14 protein-coding genes are annotated in these 17,205 nt (G+C 65.3%); 7 read left to right on the top strand and 7 right to left on the bottom strand.

Annotated elements, in window-relative coordinates:
* The first annotated feature begins 40 nt into the window (after window positions 1-40).
* Entirely contained in the window at window positions 41-352 is a 312-nt protein-coding gene (locus tag ACE103_RS01785; protein ID WP_223974492.1) for a DUF1272 domain-containing protein, read from the top strand.
* Between the two features lie 120 nt (window positions 353-472).
* On the opposite strand, the gene fahA is transcribed toward ACE103_RS01785, so the two are convergent.
* The 5 genes from fahA to ACE103_RS01760 form a co-directional block, all read right to left on the bottom strand.
* Window positions 473-1,744 carry a fumarylacetoacetase gene (fahA, locus tag ACE103_RS01780; RefSeq protein WP_375778102.1) on the bottom strand — a complete coding sequence of 424 codons (1,272 nt, stop codon included), beginning with the start codon at window positions 1,742-1,744 and terminating at the stop codon, window positions 473-475.
* Between the two features lie 148 nt (window positions 1,745-1,892).
* On the bottom strand, window positions 1,893-3,239 hold the full coding sequence (gene hmgA / locus ACE103_RS01775; RefSeq protein WP_375778101.1) for a homogentisate 1,2-dioxygenase: 1,347 nt from the start codon (window positions 3,237-3,239) through the stop codon (window positions 1,893-1,895).
* 2 nt (window positions 3,240-3,241) lie between these two features.
* Complete coding sequence (locus ACE103_RS01770) at window positions 3,242-4,195, bottom strand: MBL fold metallo-hydrolase (protein WP_375778100.1); 954 nt, start codon at window positions 4,193-4,195, stop codon at window positions 3,242-3,244.
* A gap of 28 nt (window positions 4,196-4,223) precedes the next feature.
* Window positions 4,224-4,451 carry a DUF2783 domain-containing protein gene (locus ACE103_RS01765; protein ID WP_092121894.1) on the bottom strand — a complete coding sequence of 76 codons (228 nt, stop codon included), beginning with the start codon at window positions 4,449-4,451 and terminating at the stop codon, window positions 4,224-4,226.
* A gap of 9 nt (window positions 4,452-4,460) precedes the next feature.
* Complete coding sequence (locus ACE103_RS01760) at window positions 4,461-6,086, bottom strand: FAD-dependent oxidoreductase (RefSeq protein ID WP_375778099.1); 1,626 nt, start codon at window positions 6,084-6,086, stop codon at window positions 4,461-4,463.
* A gap of 176 nt (window positions 6,087-6,262) precedes the next feature.
* Here ACE103_RS01760 and ACE103_RS01755 point away from each other — a divergent pair, with 176 nt between their 5' ends.
* Complete coding sequence (locus ACE103_RS01755) at window positions 6,263-6,823, top strand: MarR family winged helix-turn-helix transcriptional regulator (RefSeq protein ID WP_375778098.1); 561 nt, start codon at window positions 6,263-6,265, stop codon at window positions 6,821-6,823.
* A 197-nt stretch (window positions 6,824-7,020) separates the two neighbouring features.
* Window positions 7,021-7,953: an IS110 family transposase gene (locus tag ACE103_RS01750; protein ID WP_375777642.1), complete on the top strand. Its 933-nt coding sequence runs from the start codon at window positions 7,021-7,023 to the stop codon at window positions 7,951-7,953.
* A 283-nt stretch (window positions 7,954-8,236) separates the two neighbouring features.
* On the opposite strand, the gene ACE103_RS01745 is transcribed toward ACE103_RS01750, so the two are convergent.
* Both ACE103_RS01745 and ACE103_RS01740 read right to left on the bottom strand, forming a co-directional pair.
* On the bottom strand, window positions 8,237-9,118 hold the full coding sequence (locus ACE103_RS01745; RefSeq protein WP_375778097.1) for an NAD(P)-dependent oxidoreductase: 882 nt from the start codon (window positions 9,116-9,118) through the stop codon (window positions 8,237-8,239).
* Between the two features lie 62 nt (window positions 9,119-9,180).
* Entirely contained in the window at window positions 9,181-9,987 is an 807-nt protein-coding gene (locus ACE103_RS01740; protein WP_375778096.1) for an N-acyl homoserine lactonase family protein, read from the bottom strand.
* Between the two features lie 380 nt (window positions 9,988-10,367).
* On the opposite strand from ACE103_RS01740, the gene ACE103_RS01735 reads away from it, so the two are divergent.
* The 4 genes from ACE103_RS01735 (at window position 10,368) to ACE103_RS01720 (ending at window position 17,079) form a co-directional block, all read left to right on the top strand.
* Window positions 10,368-11,954: a caspase family protein gene (locus tag ACE103_RS01735; RefSeq protein ID WP_375778095.1), complete on the top strand. Its 1,587-nt coding sequence runs from the start codon at window positions 10,368-10,370 to the stop codon at window positions 11,952-11,954.
* 140 nt (window positions 11,955-12,094) lie between these two features.
* Window positions 12,095-12,742, top strand: a complete 648-nt coding sequence (locus tag ACE103_RS01730; RefSeq protein ID WP_375778094.1) for an OmpA family protein — start codon at window positions 12,095-12,097, stop codon at window positions 12,740-12,742.
* A 256-nt stretch (window positions 12,743-12,998) separates the two neighbouring features.
* Window positions 12,999-13,916, top strand: a complete 918-nt coding sequence (locus ACE103_RS01725; RefSeq protein WP_375778093.1) for an efflux RND transporter periplasmic adaptor subunit — start codon at window positions 12,999-13,001, stop codon at window positions 13,914-13,916.
* A gap of 13 nt (window positions 13,917-13,929) precedes the next feature.
* The gene (locus ACE103_RS01720) at window positions 13,930-17,079 is read left to right on the top strand and encodes an efflux RND transporter permease subunit (protein ID WP_375778092.1); all 3,150 of its coding nucleotides are present in this window, start codon (window positions 13,930-13,932) and stop codon (window positions 17,077-17,079) included.
* Window positions 17,080-17,205: the final 126 nt, after the last annotated feature.

Raw genomic sequence — 17,205 nt, 5'->3', positions numbered from 1 at the left:
CCTGCGATCATTCATCCAACATCCAGCTAGAGAGACGACCATGGCGCTGCAGCTGCGACCGAACTGCGAGTATTGCGACAAGGACCTGCCACCGAGCGCGCTGGAGGCGCGGATCTGTTCGTACGAATGCACGTTCTGTGCGGATTGTGCGGAGACCAAGCTCGGCAATGTCTGCCCGAACTGCGGCGGCGGTTTTGCGCCGCGGCCGATCCGCCCGGCCAAGCCGTGGCGCCCCGGCGTCTGCACCGTGAACCAGCCGCCGTCCGACAAGCGGGTGCATCTGAAATACAGCCTCGAGGACTGCGCGGCGAACACGGCGCGGCTGCGGGATGTCAGGCCGGAGGAGCGCTAATCAGCCAGCCGGTCATTCCGGGATCGTCCGAAGGACCAGACCTCAGATGCGCGATTGCGCATCGGTGAATCTCCAGATTCCGGGTTCGATGCTGCGCATCGCCCCGGCATGACGGATTCGTCACTCCGCGGCGACGATGGTGCCTTCGACATCGCCAAAGCCGACCCGATAGCCGTCGCCCTGGCACCAGCCTCGCATGACCAGCGAGTCGCCGTTTTCGAGGAACGAGCGCGTCACACCGCTGCCAAGCTCGACCGGCTCGGTGCCGTTCCAGCTGATTTCCAGGAGGCTGCCGCGCTGGTGCTTTTCGGGACCGGAGATCGTGCCGCTGCCTAAGAGATCGCCGACATTCATCGCACAGCCGCTGGAGGCGTGGTGCACCAGCTGCTGCACCGACGACCAGTACATGTATTTGAAGTTGGTGCTGCAGATCGTCTTCGCTTCGTTCATCGCACCGGCGCGCAAGCTCACATTGAGCTGCATATCGTAATTGTTCGGCTGGGTCTGCTTGAGATACGCCAGCGGCTCCGGCTGCTGCGCCGGGCCCTGCATCCGGAACGGCTCCAGCGCCTCGCGCGTCACCACCCACGGGCTGATCGAGGTCGCGAACGCCTTGGCCTGGAACGGCCCGAGCGGCACGTATTCCCACTGCTGAATGTCGCGCGCGCTCCAGTCGTTGAGGATGACGAAGCCGAAGATCATCTCTTCGGCCTGCTTCTCGGTGAGCATCTCGCCCATCGCTGATGCCTGGCCAACCACCACGCCCATCTCGAGCTCGAAGTCGAGCCGCTTGCAGGCGCCGAAGCTCGGCACCTCCGCAGTCGGCGGCTTTAGCTGGCCGCGCGGCCGCCGCACCTTGGTGCCGCCAACCACCACGGTCGAGGCGCGGCCGTTGTAGCCGATCGGCATGTGCAGCCAGTTCGGTTGCAGCGCATTGTCCTTGCCGCGGAACATGACGCCGACATTGGTGGCGTGCTCCTTCGACGAATAGAAATCGGTATAGCCCGAGACGGCGAACGGCATGTGCAGCCGGACGTCAGCCATCGGCACCAGCGCCCGCGCCCGCAACTCCCTGTTGTCGCGCAGCTCCGGATGATCTGATCGCAACAGCTCACTGATCCGCGCCCGCGTCGCCGACCACACCTTCGGCCCCAGCGCCATGAAGGCGTTGAGCGACGGCTGCGAGAACACGCCGAGCGGCCCGACATCGAGCCGCGAGTCCTGCTCGAGCTCCCAGAGGTCGAGCACGTAATCGCCGATCGCAACGCCGACACGCGGCGCAAGGCCGTCCTTCGACGAGAACACGCCGTAGGGCAGATTCTGGATCGGGAAGTCGGAGGTCGGGGCGACGTCGATGAAGGAGCGGAGGGATGGGTCGTTGGGGTGGGCCATGGTCTCGTCCCTGAAATGGTCGGATATTATTTCCGCCGTCATTCCGGGATGCGCCGTCAGGCGCAGGCCCGGAATCCATACTCATTATGGTGGTTATGGATTCCGGGCCCATCGCTTCGCGATGCCCCGGAATGACGGAGAGTTGTGTTTACGGCTTGGTCGGGTCGAACTTCTTCTCCAACCCCTTCCAGCAATCCGAGTAATCGTCCTGCAGCGTCGATGACGTCGCGGCATGCTGCGTCACGCGCTGCGGGTATCGGGTCTCGAACATGAAGGCCATCGTGCCGGTCAGCTTCACCGGCTTCAGCTCGCTGTTGCTAGCGTGCTCGAAGGCTTCGCGGTCGGGGCCGTGCGGCAGCATCATGTTGTGCAGGCTGATGCCGCCGGGCACGAAGCCCTGCGGCTTGGCGTCGTAGACGCCGTAGATCAGCCCCATGAACTCCGACATGATGTTCATGTGGTACCACGGCGGGCGGAAGGTGTTGTCGGCCACCATCCAGCGTTCCGGGAAGATCACGAAGTCAATATTCGCGGTGCCGGTGGTCTCCGACGGCGAGGTCAGCACCGTGAAGATCGACGGATCGGGATGATCGAACGCGATCGCGCCGACCGGCGAGAAGGTGCGGAGATCATATTTGTAGGGCGCGTAATTGCCGTGCCAGGCGACGACGTCGATCGGCGAATGCGGCAACGTGGTCTTGAACAGCGCGCCGCCCCACTTCACGTAGAGCTCGGTCGGCGTGTCCTTGTCCTCATAGCTCGCAACCGGCGTCAGGAAATCGCGCGAATTGGCCAGGCAATTGGCGCCGATCGGGCCGCGTTCCGGCAGCGTGAAGGCGCCGCCGTAATTCTCGCAGAGATAGCCGCGCGCCGGGCCGTTCGGAATCTCGACGCGGAATTTCACGCCGCGCGGGATCACCACGATCTCGCCGGGCTCGGCATCGATGCGGCCGAACTCGGTGACGAGACGCAGATTGCCCTGCTGCAGCACGAACATCATCTCGCCGTCGGCATTGTAGAAGTGCTGATCGACCATCGATTTGGTGATGAGATAGATGTGCGCCGCCATGCCGGCTTGGGTATTGGCATCGCCGGCCGTGGTCATGGTCTGCACGCCCTGCAGGAACGTCATGTCTTCCTTGGGGATCGGCGCCGGGTCCCAGCGCAGCTGCGCGATCGGCATGTCGTATTCGTGGCACGGCGCGGTGCGCCACAGCCCGCAATCTGCCTTGGCGAAGCGGCCGGAGTGCCGCACCGATGGACGGATGCGATACAACCATGAGCGCTCATTGGTGCCGCGCGGCGCCGTGAACGGCGAGCCCGATAGCTGCTCGGCATAGAGCCCATAGGCGCAGCGCTGCGGCGAGTTGCGCCCCATCGGCAGCGCGCCGGGCAACGCCTCGGTCTCAAAGCTGTTGCCGAAGCCGGACATGTAGCCCGGCGTGACTTGCCCCGAGCTGCGAACGATCTGATCAGGCGAGGTGTTGATGTTCATCGCTATCCTCCTTGCAGGGCAGCCCACATTTCCTGGTCGCGCTTGTCGGTCCAGATCACGGGATCGTCGATCCCGGACGCCTCGTCATAGGCACGCGAAACGTTGAACGGCAGGCAGTGCTCGTAGATCGCGAAGTCAGAGAATTTCGGATCCATCACCTCGCGTGTCGCCGCCATCGATTCCTTCAGGCTGCGGCCCTTGGCGACGGAGGATTCGGCGGCACCGTAGAGCGTGGTGACGAAATCGCGGGTCATCGCGATCGCATCGCGCCCGGTCTCGAGGCCCTTCAGCGCATCGCCGCGGCCCGGCGCGATCGCCTTGGGATTGAAGGCGCGGATCTCGTTCAAGGTCATCGGCCATTCGCGCAGATGCGCATCGCCGCAATAGCAGGCCGAGTGATATTCGATCAGGTCGCCGGAGAACATCACCTCGGCGTCCGGCACCCAGGCGACGATATCGCCCGAGGTGTGACCGGCGCCGAGCTGCATCAGCCGCACCTCGCGCTTGCCGAGATAGATCGACATCTCGCCTTCGAAGGTCAGCGTCGGCCAGGTCAGGCCGGGAATGCTCGCGGCGTCCTGGAACAGCCGCGGGAAGCGGCCGTATTCGGAATCCCAATCTTGCTGACCGCGCTCCTGGATCAGGCGATAGGTCTCCTGCGAGGCGACGATGCCCTGCGCGTGATAGGCCGAGGCGCCGAGCACGCGCACCGCGTGATAATGCGACAGCACGACGTATTTGATCGGCTTGTCGGTGACGGTCTTGACCCGCTCGATCACCTTGTTGGCCATTGCGGGCGTCGCCTGGGCGTCGAACACCAGGCAACCGTCCTCGCCGACGATGACGGCGGTGTTGGGATCGCCCTCGGCAGTGAAGGCATAGAGATCAGTTCCGATCTCGGAGAAGGTGACTTTCTTCTCCGCGAGATCCGTGGTCGATGCAAAACCTTTGGCCATCAGTTCAATCCTGTCCGTTTGATCAGTGCTATTGTTGTTGCTGTTGTTGCTGCTGGCTCGCGTCCAGCGTCCGCCGCTTCGCCAGCGCGATCGCCTCGCGCAGCACGTCGAGATCGCCGATGTGGTTGGCGAGCACCAGAACCAGCGCGGCATCGAGATCGGCGCTCTGCGCCTCGGTGAGGCCGCGATGCGCCTCGACGATGGCGCGGAAGGCGTCGTCGGGCTTTGCGAAGTTCGAACTGGTCGACAGCGCCATGACTGCTCCTCAGTTCAGACCGGCTGCGCGCGCCAGCGCCGCATCGAGTGCCGGCCGCGCCGCGTTCCGGAAGCGCGCCGCGACGTAGCCGTCCGGCCGCAGCAGATAGGCGGTGCCGGGCTCGGCATCATAGCGCTTGCCGGCAAGGCCTTGCGCGTCGACCAGCCCGCCCTCGCCGCCGACGCGGATAGTGCCGACGCCGTCAGGCACATCGACGGCCGCGTCATTGCCAAACTCCAGCAGCGTGAAACGCGTTCCCTGCCTGATGAAAACATCGGTCAGATAGCTGGAACCGCCGCCCTGCTCGGTCACCGGCGCATCCAGCATCGAGGCGCCCGGCCGCGGGCCGCCGCGCCAGTCGTCGCGATCGCCGCTCGACAGCGGCGTGTCGTAGACCGACGGCACCGACAGCCGGCCGCCATTGACCATGCGCTTGCCGAACTCGGTATCCTTGGCGAGCGAGAGCACCGCTTCGCGCAGCCGCGCCTCCTGCCGGGTCACCGGCGCCATGAAATCGGTCGAGCGGGTGGACTCGCGGATATTCTCATCCGCCGCCGCACTGCGCTCGATGTGATAGGTCTCCAGCAGGCCTTCCGGCGACAGCCGCCGCAGCACGCGATCGAGCTTCCAGGCCAGATTCTCGGCGTCCTCGAGCCCGGAATTGGCGCCGCGCGCGCCGAACGGCGAGACCTGGTGTGCGGAATCGCCCGCAAAGATCACGCGGCCGTGGATGAATTTTGCCATCCGGCGGCACTGGAACTTGTACAGCGAGATCCATTCGAACTCGAACTTGTCATGCCCGAGCATGCGCTCGATCCGCGGCCGCACGTTCTCGGGCTGCTTCTCGGCCACCGGATCGGCATCCGGATTAAGCTGCAGATCGATCCGCCAGATGTCGTCCGGCTGCTTGTGCAGCAGCGCCGAGCGTCCGGCGTGGAACGGCGGATCGAACCAGAACCAGCGCTCGGTCGGGAATGCCGCGGTCATCTTGACGTCGGCGATCAGGAACTGGTCCTCGAACACCTGCCCCGCAAAGTCCGCGCCGACCATCTGCCGCAGCGACGAGCGGGCGCCGTCACAGGCGACGACGAAGGAGGCGTGTACCTGATAGGAGCCTTCGGGTGTCGCGATCGTCAGCGCGACGCCATCGTTGCGGCTTTCCAGCGCGATCACCTTGTTGCGCCAGCGCAGATCGATGTCGGGCAGTTGCTCGACCCGGTCGACCAGATAGGCCTCGGCGTAAAACTGCTGCAGGTTGATGAAGGCGGGCCGCTTGTGCCCCTCTTCGGGCAGCAAATTGAACTGGTAGAGCTGCGAGGCGCCGTGGAAGATCTTGCCGACGCTCCACACCACGCCCTTCTCGACCATGCGGTCGCCGACGCCGAGGCGATCCCAGAACTCGAGCGAGCGCTTCGAGAAGCAGATCGCGCGCGAACCCTCGCCGATCCGGTCGGCATCGTCGAGCAGCACCACGCGCTGGCCGCGCTGCGCAAGATCGATCGCGAGCGACAGCCCCACCGGCCCGGCGCCGACCACCACGACCGGATGCTCCGCGACGTTGGCGCCCGACCGCTCCTGGTCGGGATGACGGCGATAGCCGAACTGGGTTTTGGCCTGTGCCGTGTTGGCTGCCATTGCGTGACCCTGGATGTTCCCTGGCGCCGGCCCTTGTCTGTGGCACGGACTGCGGCTTGTGTGACCGGCTTGCGACAAGACCTTGCGGGCCGAGCGCGACCTTGCTAAATTAGTCTCACTTGCAACTATCTTAAACTCCCAGTCGAGCTCGCCGTCAACTCAAATTGGAGGAATTTTTGGCCAGGACCTCTGCAAGCCAGCCTCCGATGCGGCCGCGCAGCGCCGTGGAAGCGGATGCGCGCGACAATACCGCGCCGACCAAGAAGCGCCTCGACCTCTTCCACTTCATGCCGTTCCGCCTGAACCGGCTGGCGGCCGAGGTGTCCTCGGCGCTGTCGAGCGAATATCAGGCGCGTTACGGCCTCGATATTCCGGAATGGCGTGTGCTCGCGACGCTCGGTTTCCGCAATGATCCCTGCAGCGCGCAATACATCGCGCATTGCACCCGCACGCATAAATCCACCATCAGCCGCGCGGTGTCGGCGCTGATGGAGCGCGAGATCGTGGAGCGCGTCGAGAACGCCGACGACCGCCGCGAATTCCGCCTGCGACTGACCAAGAAGGGCCAGGCGCTGTATGAAGAGCTGATCCCGCGCCTGCTGCGCAAAGAGCAGGAGATCCTGTCCTGCCTGTCCGCGCAGGAGCGCCGCGATCTCGCACGCCTGCTCGGCAAGGTGGAGACCAGCCTCGAGCTGGTGCAAACCAGCGAAGAAGCCGACGCGAAGGACGTGTATTAGGCTCACTCAACCCGTCATCCTTGTAAGTCTCGAATCGCCGGATCGGATAGAGTGTCCGGTGCGGTAGCGGACGGGAGACCGCTTCATCCAAGGGCTTTGAAGCCCGTGCCTCAGCGCGGCGCCCCGTCCGTTGTTCCATTGAACCCGAACAGTCGCGAGGCCGCCTGGCGAGCCCGGTTGCGCAAGGATGGGTGCAGATGGACGCGATCTACGTTGGCATTGATGTGTCGAAGGACCGGCTGGACGTGCATGTGCGTCCAAGCGGAGAAGCCTTTGCCGTGGCACGTGACGGCAAAGGCTTGGAAGAGCTCGTTGCGCGCTTGCAGGTGATCTCGCCGGCGCTGATTGCGGTGGAGGCAACCGGCGGCTTCGAGACCATCGTCGCTGCTGCGCTGGCGGGCGCCCAGCTGCCGCTGGTGGTGGTCAATCCGGCCCAGATCCGGCACTTCGCGCAGGCGGTTGGTCAGCGTGCCAAGACGGACCCGATCGATGCGGCAGTCATCGCGCGGTTTGTCGAGGCCGTAAAGCCGGAGCCACGTGCCATGCCGGATCAGGAAGCTCGGCTGCTGGCTGAACTGGTCAGTCGCCGACGGCAGATCATCGAGATGATCGTTGCCGAGCGTCAGCGCGAGAAGCGGGCCGAGAACGTCCGCGTCCGCAAGAGCCTTGCCCGCCATATCAAGGTCCTCGAGAAGGAGCTGCCGGAGATCGACAACGACATCGACACGCTGGTGCGCGGCTCGCCAGTCTGGCGCGCCAAGGAGGAACTGCTGGTCAGCTTTCCTGGCGTGAGCAACACCCTCGCGCGGACCTTCCTTGCCGAGGTGCCGGAGCTCGGCGCACTCAATCGGCGCCAGATCGCGAGCCTCGCCGGTCTTGCCCCGTTCACCCGCCAGTCGGGCCGCTGGAAGGGCAAGAGCATGATCGGCGGCGGAAGAGCCAAGCTGCGCGCCGGGCTCTACATGGCCGCTCTGTCGGCCAGCCGGTACCATCCGCAGCTCAAGGTCTTCTATCGGCGCCTGGTGACCGCTGGAAAGCCCAAGATGGTCGCCCTCATCGCCGTTGCGCGCAAAGTTCTCACCACCCTCAACGCCATGCTCAGGGACCAAAAACCATGGCAACCCGCTTGACGAAGAACACAGTCGCTGAGGAGCGCGCAGCGCGTCTCGAAGGATGCACGGCCCGGCTGGTGGCCGTCGACCCTTCGAGACGCGCGCAAAGAGTGCGCTCCTCCAGCGACAACGGCGATGCCGTTGCGCGGGGGTGACGGTGTGGAATGTTTGCCCGCGACTCCCTCCGATGTCATTCCGGGGCGTGCGAAGCACGAACCCGGAATCCATCGAGCCGCATTACTTGTGGTGGAATGGATTCCGGGCTCTCGCTTCGCGAGCCCCGGAATGACGATGGAGGGATTTACGCCCCGCCGATATGCTTCGCGATCACAGGGAAATAATTATCCCTCGATCCCGTGTCGATCGCCTCCTGTAGCACGGTGCCGATCAGCTCCGCGCCGCGGATCTTGATGCCGGCGTCGGCGGCGAGCTCCAGCGCGTAGGACAGATCCTTCAGCGCATATTCGGTCGAGAACGCGCGCTCCGGAAACACGCCGGGCACGATCGCCTTCATGCCGTGGTTGCGCAGCGCAAAGCTGTCGGCCGAGCCCTTCGACAGGGTTTCCAGCAAGAGCTTAGGATCGACGCCATTGTGCTTCGCCACCGCAACCGCCTCAGCCAGCGCGTTCACGGTCTCGAACAGCACCATGTTGTTGAGGATCTTGGTCACCTGCCCTGCGCCGACCTCGCCGCAATTGGTGACGTCGGTGGCAAAGCAGCGGATCAAGGGCTCGATCGCGGCATAGAGCACGGGCACCGCACCGACCATCACGCTGAGCGTGCCGTCCTGCGCCGCCTGCCGGGTGCGCGCGATCGGCGCGTCGGCCCAGGCCGCGCCCTTGGCTTGCAACTGCCCGGCGAAGTCGCGGGTCTGGCTGACCGAAGACGTGCCCAGATCGACCACGATCTGGCCGCTTCTGACGTTATTCAGAATGCCGTCGCCCTCGAACACCGCGCGCACGTGCCTGGCGCTCGGCAGGCAGAGGAACAGCACATCGCTCTGCTTGATGACATCGGCGACCGTTTCAGCCACATCGGCGCCATCGGCACGCAGGCGCAGCAACGGTTCGGCCGCGAGGTCGAACACCACGACGCGCTTGCCGCTCTTCTTGACCAGGTTGCGGCAAATCGGCTCACCCATCACGCCGAGGCCGATGAATCCGAGAGTTTTGTATTCAGTCATATCGCTTCTTCTTTTTGACGTTTCTTGACGTGTTGCAGATACGCCTCGCCCGGTCGGCGAGGCTATTTCGCGAACGATCGCGACGGCGCCAGATGCAGCGCGAACGCATCGACCTTGTCGCTGGCGCGCGGATAGATCTCGCTGACGATCGGATCGTGGCCGGGGATAAAGCGGTCGGGATGACCGGCAAGCCGCTCGACCGTCTCCCAGCCCTGCGCCATGTCGCCGACATTGTAGACGATCGGGAACGGGCTCTTCTTGTGCAAGTTCGCATAATAATGCGCAGCATCGGACGCCAGCACGACCGGCCCGCGCGCGGTCTCGACCCGCACCACCTGCAGGCCGTCGGAATGGCCACCGACGCGATGCACGGTGACGCCGGGCGCGATCTCGCCGTCGCCGGAATGGAAGGTGACGCGCTCGCCATAGACATGGCGCACCATCTGCGTGACGTGCTCGATCGAGAACGGATGGCGCAGCATGCCGTTGCACATGCAGCGGCCGGTCGCGTAGCTCATCTCGCGTTCCTGCAGATGGAATTTGGCGTTCGGGAAGCGATCCAGATTGCCGGCGTGGTCATAATGCAGATGGGTCACGATGACGTCGCGGATCGCATCGGCACTGACGCCGAAGGCGGCCAGCGCATCGACCGGGTTGAGCGTCAGCTTGCGGGCGCGCGCCTTGGCCTCCTCGGCGTTGAAGCCGGTGTCCACCAGGACGTCGCGGCCATGGCCGCGGATCAGCCAGACGAAATAATCGAGATCCTGCGCCGTGGTGTCGTGCGGATCGGGCACCAGGAAGTTGAGGTGGGGCGTGCGCGGCGACATCGTCGCATAGCGCAGGGCGTAGATTTCGAAGGCGTTTCCCATCGGTTTCGCTCTTGTTGGCTGTTCTTGAATGGCTTGGCGTCCCGACCACAAAGCCATCGCCTCGCGCAAAGGTCAAACCGCGCAAAGTGCGACGAGCGCATGACAGGTCGGCCCAAACCACTGCACAAGCCTCTGTGAATGCAATCACACTATCCGGTCGCAGGAACCTGCACCATGCCACGGAGGCGATGGCCGCCATGATCGCGGCTGTTGCACTGCGGCCTCGTTACCGCCGCCGCGATTAGCGATGGTGCCGCAGGCCGTTGACGGGGGTTTGACCGTGGTTTGATAATGGATTTTCGCTAGAGTAAGGTCCCCGGGGCGCAGGCTGAAAGCGGCGCCATTTCATTGCAATGCCGCGATCTGGATTAGCCGCGATTATGAAAATCCGCCTTGCCTTGCTCGCCACGCTGATTTTTTCAATCGCGTCGCCCACCCTGTCCGTCGCTGCCGGCGATCGTTTCGCGCTGGTCATCGGCAATGCCAAATATCCCGACGCCGACGCGCCGCTGAAGGAGCCGGTCAACGACGCCCGCGACGTCGCCGACGAGCTCAAGCGCGATGGCTTCACCGTCGAGGTCGGCGAGAACCTGACCGGCGATGGCATGCGCCGCGCCTTCGACCGGCTCTATGGCAAGATCAAGCCGGGCTCGGTCGCGCTGATCTTCTTCTCGGGTTACGGCATCCAGTCGAACCGGCAGAGCTACATGATCCCGATCGATGCCCAGATCTGGGCCGAGGCCGACGTCCGCCGCGACGGCTTCAGCCTCGAGACCGTGCTCGGCGAGATCAATAGCCGCGGCGCCGGGGTGAAGATCGCCCTGGTCGACGCCTCCAGGCGCAACCCGTTCGAGCGCCGCTTCCGCAGCTTCTCGGCGGGGCTCGCCCCGGTGATCGCCCCCAACGGCACGTTGGTGATGTATTCGGCCGCGCTGTCGTCCGTGGTCTCGGACAATGGCAGCGACCGCAGCCTGTTCGTGCGGGAACTGCTGAAGGAGATCCGCACCCCCGACCTGATGGCGGAGGAAACGCTGAACCGCACCCGCGTCGGCGTCACCCGCGCCTCGCGGCAGGAACAGGTGCCGTGGATCTCGTCGTCGCTGGCCGAGGATTTCTCGTTCAGTCCAGCCGGCGCAGCCACGCCAAGCGGCGCAGCCAGTCCAGGCGGCGCACCGGGACCGTCGAGCGCTGCGCCCGCGCCGGCCGCATCACCGTCGCCCGAGGTGGCCACGGCACCGCCGGTCTCGCCGCCGCCCGCTCCGCCAGCCCCACCCGCTGCAACGCCGAAGCCGACACCCACGCCTCCGGCTGCAACCGCGCCGCCACCGGCGCCGCCGAAGCCGGTCGCGACAGCGCCGGCGGCACCGCCGCCTCCGCCAAAAGCGCCCGAGATCGCGCTGCCGCCACCCGCGCCTCCGCCGCCGGTGGTAATCCAGCCCACGCCGGCCCCGAGCAATTCGCCGGTGCTCGCGGATGATCCGACGATCAAGGGCCTGAACGAGAAGCTCGACAAGAACCCGGATGACGCGGCTGCCCTGTATCGCCGCGGCCAGGTCTTTGCCAGCAAGGGCGCCTACGATCTCGCGGTCAAGGATTTCACCAATTCGCTGCGGCTGAACCCGAAGGATGTCGAGGCCTATAACAACCGCTGCTGGGTGCGCACCGTGATCGGCGACCTGCAGGCGGCGCTGAAGGACTGCAACGAGGCGCTGCGGCTGCGCCCGAATTTCGTCGATGCACTCGACAGCCGCGGGCTGATGAACCTGAAGGGCGGGCAGAACAAGAACGCCATCGCCGATTTCGACGCCGCGCTGAAGATCAACCCGCGGCTGACCTCGTCGCTGTACGGGCGTGGCCTTGCCAAGAAGCGCAGCGGCGCGGTCGCGGAAGGCGATCTCGATATCGCCAACGCCAAGGCGATGGACCCGAACATCGTCAAGGAATTCGCCGACTACGGCGTGCAATGACAACAGGCCGAGACCCGCCCGCGGCTCGAACCGCGGACGAAATTACGCGACTAATCAGAGGGTGCGTGCCGGGCAGCGATGCCCGCGATCAATCCGAAGCGTTGCATGGAACCGCGCCGGCCGGCGCAGGAGGAACCGAAATGTTCAAGCCGTCGGCAAGGGCCGCGATGCTTTCGATCGTGACCGTCGGCGCCGTGCTGTTATCAGGTATGGCGGCCGCCCGCGCTGGTGACGTCACCGAGGACCAGATCATCAAGGCGCTGACGCCCGAGAAGAAGCCGCTGACCCGCGGCCTCTCGGCCGGCCCGCAGACCTCGCCCGGACTGAGCGCCGACCAGGCCAAATTCGTGCAGAGCGTCCGTGGCCGCGCCACCCGCTCGCTGTCCTCGACCGAGCGCGAGGAAATCGCGACTATCGTCCAGGACAAGCCGAAGATCGATCTCGAGATCAACTTCGACTACAACTCCGCCGACATCAGCGCGAAGTCGCTGCCGTCGGTGCAGGCACTCGGCCGCGCCCTGACCAATCAGGACCTGAAGGGCTCGACCTTCGTGGTCGCCGGCCACACCGACGCTGCCGGCGGCGAGGACTACAATCAGGGCCTGTCGGAGCGCCGCGCCGACGCTATCAAGCGCTATCTGGTCGACAAATATGGCATCAACGGCACCGATCTCGTCACCGTCGGCTATGGCAAGAGCAAGCTGAAGGACCCGAGCCACCCGATGGCGGATGTCAACCGGCGCGTGCAGGTCGTGAACATGGAAAACAAGGACACCGCCGCCAAGTAATCCAGAGGCGATGGGCGGTGGCGTGACCGCTTTTTGAGGTTACAATGCGTCCCGCACCCCGGCGGGGCGCATTTGCTTTGGGGCGAACGCCCAAAGCGGGCCACAGGTGACCCGCCTCACATGACGTCAGGGCATGATCCGGAACAATGGACCCCGGCCCTTCCGATGCCCACACGCTACGACGGCGAGATGAGACTTCGACGAGCGCCCAAGACAATCACTGTCGATACGCGCCAAGTGCTGGATTGATCAGGCGATGCATTTTTCCCAATACCTCAAGCCTGCGCTCGGCACCGTGGTTTTCCTCGCGCTGGCGATCGCCTATTACGCGTTCGAGCACCGCTCCCATCCGGAGGAGAAGGAGACGCCGGGCCAGGCGCTGGTCGTGGTGACGAAGTCGACTAATGCCTGCTTCTCCGACATGGTCCGCGTCACCGGCTTCATCGTGCCGCGCCGCGAGGCGCAGGTGAATGTCGACCAGGACGGCTCCAAGGTCACCGATGTGCTGGTTCGCGAGGGCGACATTGTGACCGAGAACCAGGAACTGGCGCGGCTGACCCCGCCGCCGCAGCAGGCGGCGCAGGGCAATGCCAAGCCGCTCGTGCTGCGCGCGCCCGCCGCCGGCCTTGTCACCGAAGTGCGCACCGCGCCCGGCGCCCCGGCCTCGCCGCAGGCTCCGGCGATGTTCAAGATCTCCGTCAACAACGAGATCGAGCTCGACGCCGAGGTGCCGGGCTTCCAGCTCCTGAAGCTCAATCCCGGCGCCAATGTCCGGATCAGCCGCGACGACGCGCCCGACATCGTCGGCAAGGTCCGCCAGATCTCGCCGCAGATCGACCGCGCCACCCAGCTCGGGCACGTCCGCATCACCATCAACAACAATCCGACGCTGAAGGTCGGCATGTTCGCGCGCGCCAATATCGACGCCAAGCGCTCCTGCGGCGTCGCGGTGCCGCGCACCGCGATCGACCGCCTGACCCTGCAGGTCGTGAAGGGCAACACGGTCGAGAGCCGTAGGGTGCGCGTCGGGCTGACCTCCGACACCTCGACCGAAATCCTTGAAGGCCTCGACGTCGGCGAAATCGTCGTGGCCGATGCTGGCACCTCGCTGCATGACGGCGACCAGATCAAGACCATGTTCGCCGACGAACTCGATCGCACGCGATCACGCTAATTCGGATACGCTAATGGCTTTGAACATCTCGGCATGGTCGATCCGGAACCCGCTTCCCTCGATCGTCTTCTCGATCATCCTGCTGGTGCTGGGCTGGGTCTCCTTCACCAAGCTCGCCGTGACGCGGCTGCCGAGCGCCGACATTCCGGTGATCTCGGTCGCGGTCTCGCAGTTCGGCGCCGCGCCTTCCGAACTTGAATCGCAGGTCACCAAGACGATCGAGGACGGCGTCTCCGGCGTCGAGGGCGTGCGCCATATCTCGTCCTCGATCACCGACGGCCTGTCGGTGACCACGATCCAGTTCGCGCTGGAGACCAACACCGATCGCGCGCTCAACGACGTCAAGGACGCCGTGACGCGGGTGCGCGCCAACCTGCCGCAGAACGTCACCGAACCGTTGATCCAGCGCGTCGACGTGATCGGCCTGCCGATCGTGACCTATGCTGCGATCTCGCCCGGCAAGACGCCGGAGCAGCTTTCATACTTCGTCGACGACGTGGTCAAGCGCGCGCTGCAGGGCGTGCGCGGCGTCGCCCAGGTCGAGCGCATCGGCGGTGTCGAGCGCGAGATCCTGGTCTCGCTCGATCCCGACAAGCTGCAGGCGGTGGGGCTCACCGCCGTCAATGTCAGCCAGATCCTGCGCGGCACCAATGTCGACGTCGCCGGCGGCCGCGCCGAGATCGGCAAGAACGACCAGGCGATCCGGACGCTTGCCGGCGCCAAGACGCTGAATGAGCTCGCCGGCACCATGATTCCGCTGTTCGGCGGCGGCGAGATCCGGCTCGACGATCTCGGCACCGTCACCGACACCATCGCCGACCGCCGCACCTTCGCCCGCTTCAACGGCGAGCCGGTGGTCGCGCTCGGCATCAAGCGCTCCAAGGGCGCCAGCGACGTCGTCGTCGCGGCCGCGGTGCAGAAGCGGATCGACGCCCTGAAGGTTGCCTATCCCGACGTCGACCTCAAGCTGATCGACACCTCGGTCGAGTTTACGAAGGGCAATTACGAGGCGGCGATCTCGACCTTGTTCGAGGGCGCGATCCTCGCCGTCATCATCGTGCTGCTGTTCCTGCGCGACATGCGCGCCACCATCATCGCGGCGGTCTCGCTGCCGCTGTCGATCTTCCCGGCCTTCTGGGCGATGGACCTGCTCGGCTTCTCGCTCAACCTGGTCTCTTTCCTCGCCATCACGCTGTCGACCGGCATCCTGGTCGACGACGCCATCGTCGAGATCGAGAACATCGTCCGCCACATGCGGATGGGCAAGACGCCCTACCGGGCCGCGCTTGAGGCCGCCGACGAGATCGGCCTCGCGGTGATCGCGATCTCGCTCACCATCATCGCGATCTTCGCGCCGGCGAGCTTCATGTCCGGGATCGCCGGGCAGTTCTTCAAGCAGTTCGGCATCACCGTGTCGGTGCAGGTGTTCTTCTCGCTGCTCGCCGCGCGCTTCGTGACGCCGATGCTGGCGGCCTATTTCCTCAAGCATCACGACCACGACGACCCGCCGCCCGGCCGCATCCTGCGCGGCTATCACGGCCTCGTCACCTGGTCGGTGAAGCACCATTACATCACCGTGCTGATTGGCTTTGCGGTGTTCGCCGCGTCGATCTGGAGCATCACGCTGCTGCCGCAGGGCTTCCTGCCGGCGCAGGACACCGCGCGCTCGCTGCTGGCGATGGAGCTGCCGCCGGGCTCGCAGCTTGCCTATACCGAGAAGGTCACCGAGGAGATCGTGGCACGGCTGCGCAAGCGGGCCGAGGTGCGCAGCGTATTCGTCGACGGCGGCCGCGTGCCGCCGGGCATCCAGGAGGTGCGCCGCGCCGCGCTGATCATCAACTACACGCCGAAGGCGGACCGCAGGATCACCCAGCGCGAGCTGGAGCTGTCGATCGGCAAGGAGCTCGATAACGTCCCCGATATCCGGTTCTGGTTCCTCGACGAGAACGGCCTGCGCGCCATCTCGCTGGTGGTCACCGGCACCGACAGCAACATCGTCAACAACGTCGCCAGCGAACTGGCGACGCAGATGAAGCGGATCCCGATCATCGCCAACGTGATCTCGGAGACCGCGCTCGACCGGCCCGAGCTGCGCATCCGCCCACGCGCCGAGCTCGCGGCGCGGCTCGGCGTCTCGACCGAAAGCCTGTCGCAGACCATTCGCGTCGCCACCATCGGCGACGTCGGCCCGGCGCTGGCCAAGTTCGACGCCGGCGAGCGTCAGGTACCGATCCGCGTCCAGCTCGAGGACAACGCGCGCAGCGATTTGCAGATGCTGGAGCAGCTGCGCGTGCCGCTCGGTCAGCGCGGCGAGCGCGGCGGCGTGCCGCTCTCCGTCGTCGCCGACATCCAGCTCGATCAGGGCCCGACCAGCATCAACCGCTACGACCGCGAGCGGCAGGCCACGGTCGCGGCCGACCTGGTCGGCAATGCCGCGCTCGGCGATGCCACCAAGCTGATCTACGATCTGCCTGTGATGAAGAGCCTGCCGAAGGGCGTGAGGGTCAGCCCGTCCGGCGACGCCGAGAGCCTCGCTGAACTCTCCGACGGCTTCGCCACCGCGATCACCGCCGGCCTGATGATGGTCTATGCCGTGCTGGTGCTGCTGTTCGGCACCTTCCTGCAGCCGATCACCATCCTGTTCTCGCTGCCGCTCTCGATCGGCGGCGCAATTGGCGCGCTGCTTTTGACCGGCAAACAGCTCACCACGCCGGTGTGGATCGGCATCCTGATGCTGATGGGCATCGTCACCAAGAACGCCATCATGCTGGTGGAATTCGCGGTGGAGGCGATCCGTGACGGCAAAGCGCGCGAGGATGCGATGATCGACGCCGGCATGAAGCGCGCCCGCCCGATCGTGATGACCACGATCGCGATGGCCGCCGGCATGATGCCCTCGGCGCTGGCGTTCGGGGCCGGCGGTGAATTCCGCTCGCCGATGGCGCTCGCGGTGATCGGCGGCCTGATCTTCTCGACCGTGCTGTCGCTGGTGTTCGTGCCGGCGATGTTCATGGTGATGGACGATATCGGCAACCTGATCTGGCGCTTCGGCAAGCGGCTCGTAGTCTCGCATGCCGACCACGAGCTGACCCCGAGCGAGCCCGAGGCTGACAAGGCCAAGAAGCCCGGCCCGCCGAGCATGATCTCGCCCGCCGCAGAATGAATTGAGGCGCGGCGCGTCAGCGCACGAAGGGGCGCCCACCAAAATATCGAAAACAACCCCATGCACAGTAGCCGGCGGCCACCGCGTTCGACACGGCAACTTTACTCGTCGGGCAACTCAGGGGTA

Source organism: Bradyrhizobium sp. ma5, assembly GCF_042258955.1.
Taxonomy (GTDB): domain Bacteria; phylum Pseudomonadota; class Alphaproteobacteria; order Rhizobiales; family Xanthobacteraceae; genus Bradyrhizobium.
This window is presented reverse-complemented; position numbering and strand designations above follow the sequence as displayed.